Raw genomic sequence first — 3,676 nt, forward strand, 5'->3', positions numbered from 1 at the left:
CGAACTTCGGCAGCAAGGAGGAACTGCTGCTGGCGCTCTTCGACGACCAGGCGGCCCGGCGGATGGCCGAGCTGGAGCGGCTGGCGGCGGCCTGCGAGGCGCTGGCACCGCAGGAGCGGGCCCGGCTGCTGGTCGAGGCGCTGCTGCGGGTCGAGTCGGCGGAGTCCGGGTGGATCCTGCTGTTCCTGGAGTTCCGGCTGGTCGCGGCCCGTACCGAGGCGCTGGCCGAGCAGGCCGCCGCGCACGACCTGGCGGTCGCCCGGGCGCTGGCGGACGTCCTGGAGCGGGCGCTGCCGGAGCTGGTGCCCCCGGGAGCGAGCGCCGCTCAGGCGGCGGCGGTGATCCTGGCGGCACGCGAGGGGCTGCTGGCCCGCACGGCCGCCGGCGGGGCGGCGGCGGAGGAACTGCTGGCGGCGACGGCGGCGGTGCTGTCGGGGCTGCTGGGCTGAGACCCGGAAACGCCGAGGGGCGGCACCCGTAACGGGTGCCGCCCCTCGGCGGTGGTGTCGCCTCGCGAGCTAGACGACCAGGCTCAGCGGCAGGATCAGCGCTATCGCGACGACCGAGATCACCGTCTCCATCACCGACCAGGACTTCAGCGTCTGGCCGACGCTCATCCCGAAGTACTCCTTCACCAGCCAGAAGCCGGCGTCGTTGACGTGCGACAGGAAGAGCGAGCCGGCGCCGATCGCGAGCACCAGCAGGGCCGCGTGGGTCGAGGACATGTTGGCGGCGAGCGGGGAGACGATGCCGGCCGCGGTGATGGTGGCCACCGTCGCCGAGCCGGTGGCCAGGCGGATCAGCACCGCGATCAGCCAGCCCAGCAGCAGCGCGGAGATGTGCCACTTGCCGGACCACTCGCTCACCGCGTTGCCGACGCCCACGTCGATCAGGGTCTGCTTGAAGCCGCCGCCGGCGCCGACGATGAACACGATGCCGGCGATCGGGCCGAGCGACTTGCCGACGGTGTCGGAGATCCGGGCCTTGTCGAAGCCGGCCGCCTTGCCGAGGGTCAGCATGCCGAGGAGGGTCGCGGCGAGCAGCGCGATCAGCGGGGAGCCGATGAAGTCGAACACCCGCTGGCCCAGCGCCTTCGGGTCGTCGATCACCACGTCGGCCAGCGCCTTGCCGAGCATCAGCACGACCGGCAGCAGGATGGTCGCCATGACCGCGCCGAAGGACGGGGTGCGCTCGTGCTTGGCGGTGTCCTCCGGGGCGGTGTCGGCCGGGATCTCCAGCGGGCCGACCCAGCGCTCGGCGACCTTGGCGAACAGCGGGCCGGCGATGATCAGGGTCGGGACCGCGATCAGCAGGCCGAGCGCCAGGGTGATGCCGAGGTCGGCCTTCAGCGCGTCGACGGCGACCAGCGGGCCCGGGTGCGGGGGCACCAGGCCGTGCAGCACCGACAGGCCGGCGAGGGCCGGGATGCCGACCCGCATCAGCGGCACGTTGCCGCGGCGGGCGACCAGCAGCACGATCGGGATCAGCAGGACGACGCCGACCTCGAAGAACAGCGGCAGCCCGAGCACGGCCGCGATCAGCGCCATCGCCCACGGCAGCGCCTTGTTGCCGGTCCGGGACAGCACGGTGTCCGCGATGATGTTGGCGCCGCCGGAGTCGGCGAGCAGCTTGCCGAGCATCGCGCCCAGGCCGATCAGCAGACCGACGCTGGCGACGGTGGAGCCGAAGCCGGTGGAGAAGCTGCTGAGCAGCTTGTCGAAGGGCGCGCCCGCGACGGCGGCCAGCAGACCGGAGCCGAGCGTGAGGGCGAGGAACGGGTGCAGCTTCAGCTTGGTGATCAGCAGGACGATCGCACCGATGCTGAGCAGCACCGCGATCAGCAGCTGGGAGTCGCTGGCGGTGTGCGGCAGGGCCGGTGGGGCGGCCGCCAGCAGAGTGGGGGCAAGGCTCACGCGAGGTCTCCATTGACGGGCCGCAGCAGTGCCACGGCCATCTCGACGAGTTCTTCGGGGGACGGGCCCACGTCCAGGACGGCGCCGCGCTCGTCCGCACCCAGGGGCTCCAAGGTGGCGTACTGGGAGTTGAGCAGCGACGTCGGCATGAAGTGGCCGGTGCGGTGGGAGAGCCGGTCCTCGACCAGGTCATGGCCACCGCTGAGGTGCAGGAAGAAGGCATCCGGGGCGTCCGCGCGCAGGATGTCGCGGTAGCCGTGCTTCAGCGCCGAGCAGGTGACCACGCCGCCGGTGCCGTCCTCGGTGCGCTCCTTGAGCCAGGCGCCGATGGCGCGCAGCCAGGGCTGGCGGTCCTGGTCGTCCAACGGGATGCCGGCCGACATCTTGGCGATGTTGGCCGCCGGGTGGAACTCGTCCGCCTCGGCGAAGGGGAGATCGAGGCGGTCGGCCAGGAGGCGGGCCAGGGTGGTCTTGCCGACACCGGAGACGCCCATCACCACGACGGTGAGGGGACCTTCCGGGAGGTCGTGGTTCTCGACGCTGAGAGCCATGGGTGGTGCTCCTTCGTTGCAGGCCGCCACTATCGCCTCAAAGATATGACGTATTCAAGTGGCGGAAACCAAATCGTCATACTTTTTAGATGTGGGCTAGGTCGCAGGGCGGCGTGAGCCCGACGAAGGCGGGCGTCTACCCTGGGCGGATGGAGATCCAGGGGCTGCCCGGCCGGGTGCTTGACGAACTCGGACCGGCGATCGCGTCGGGGGAGATCCCCGAGGGCGCGGTGCTGCGCGGGGAGGAGCTCGAGGAGCGGTTCGGGGTGTCGCGGACGGTGGTCCGCGAGGCGGTGCGCGTCCTGGAGGGGATGCGCCTGGTGGCGTCCCGGCGCCGGGTCGGGATCACCGTCCAGCCCAAGTCGCTCTGGGACGTCTTCGACCCGATGGTGATCCGCTGGCGCCTGGCCGGCGCGGACCGGTCCGCCCAGCTGCGCTCACTGGGCTCGCTGCGGATGGCCGTCGAACCGGCCGCGGCCGCGCTCGCCGCCACCCACGCCAGCGACGACGACCGGCGCGAACTCAGCGCGCTGGCCGTGGATCTGACGGTCACCGCGCGGGCGGCCGACCTGGCCACCTTCCTCAAGCACGACATCGCCTTCCACTCCCTCGTGCTGCGCGCCTCCGGCAACGAGATGTTCGCCCACCTCGGGGACACCGTCGCGGCGGTGCTCACCGGGCGGACCGAGTACCATCTGATGCCCCATCAGCCCGAGTCCTACGCGATCCGGCTGCACCGGGAGGTCGCGGAGGCGATCTGCGCGAAGGACTCCGTCCACGCCGAGCGGGCGATGCGCACGATCGTCACGGGCGCCCTGGACGAGCTCAACCAGCAGTTGGGCTGAGCCTGCGACTCACCCGCCCGGATGACACGATTTGGCGGCAGTTCGGTGGATTCGGACGCATAGTCCGGGTTCGGCGGGGCAGAGTGAGGCGAGGGGGCGCTTTTTCGTATGCGCCCGTTCCGTGTCCACCGCCGAACACGCGCCTGGGGGTCGCCCGATGTCCTCGCCACGCCGCCGTCGCCGCCGTCTGCCCGACGAGGTGCGCGCCGCCGCCGTACGGGCGGTGCTGTGCCTGGCCTTCACGCTGGTGGGCGTGGTGATCGCGACCTTGGCCTCGTACGCGGGCACGTGGCTGATCACGCCCGCGCTGTTGGCGATGGGCGTCGGCGTGTTCGGGACGATGTGGTGCCTGCTGGAGATCCTGATC

General features: G+C 71.7%; 4 protein-coding genes and 1 pseudogene. 3 read left to right on the forward strand and 2 right to left on the reverse strand.

What is annotated here, in order from left to right:
• Positions 1–449, forward strand: a 449-nt coding sequence (locus tag J0670_RS32920) for a TetR family transcriptional regulator C-terminal domain-containing protein (RefSeq protein WP_207815811.1), incomplete at its 5' end; no start/stop codon positions are given.
• A 69-nt stretch (positions 450–518) separates the two neighbouring features.
• On the opposite strand, the gene J0670_RS32925 is transcribed toward J0670_RS32920, so the two are convergent.
• Together J0670_RS32925 and J0670_RS32930 are read right to left on the reverse strand one after the other, a co-directional pair.
• Positions 519–1,913 (reverse strand): gluconate:H+ symporter, encoded by a 1,395-nt coding sequence (locus tag J0670_RS32925; RefSeq protein ID WP_207815812.1) that lies wholly within the window; start codon positions 1,911–1,913, stop codon positions 519–521.
• Entirely contained in the window at positions 1,910–2,464 is a 555-nt protein-coding gene (locus J0670_RS32930) for a gluconokinase (RefSeq protein ID WP_207815813.1), read from the reverse strand. The genes J0670_RS32925 and J0670_RS32930 overlap by 4 nt, the downstream gene beginning before the upstream one ends.
• Before the next feature lie 149 nt (positions 2,465–2,613).
• Here J0670_RS32930 and J0670_RS32935 point away from each other — a divergent pair, with 149 nt between their 5' ends.
• Complete coding sequence (locus J0670_RS32935) at positions 2,614–3,309, forward strand: FadR/GntR family transcriptional regulator (RefSeq protein ID WP_207815814.1); 696 nt, start codon at positions 2,614–2,616, stop codon at positions 3,307–3,309.
• A 157-nt stretch (positions 3,310–3,466) separates the two neighbouring features.
• Positions 3,467–3,676 (forward strand): annotated as a pseudogene (locus J0670_RS32940) (hypothetical protein); the annotation flags it as partial.

It is taken from the genome of Streptomyces sp. FH025, assembly GCF_017427025.1.
GTDB lineage: Bacteria > Actinomycetota > Actinomycetes > Streptomycetales > Streptomycetaceae > Kitasatospora.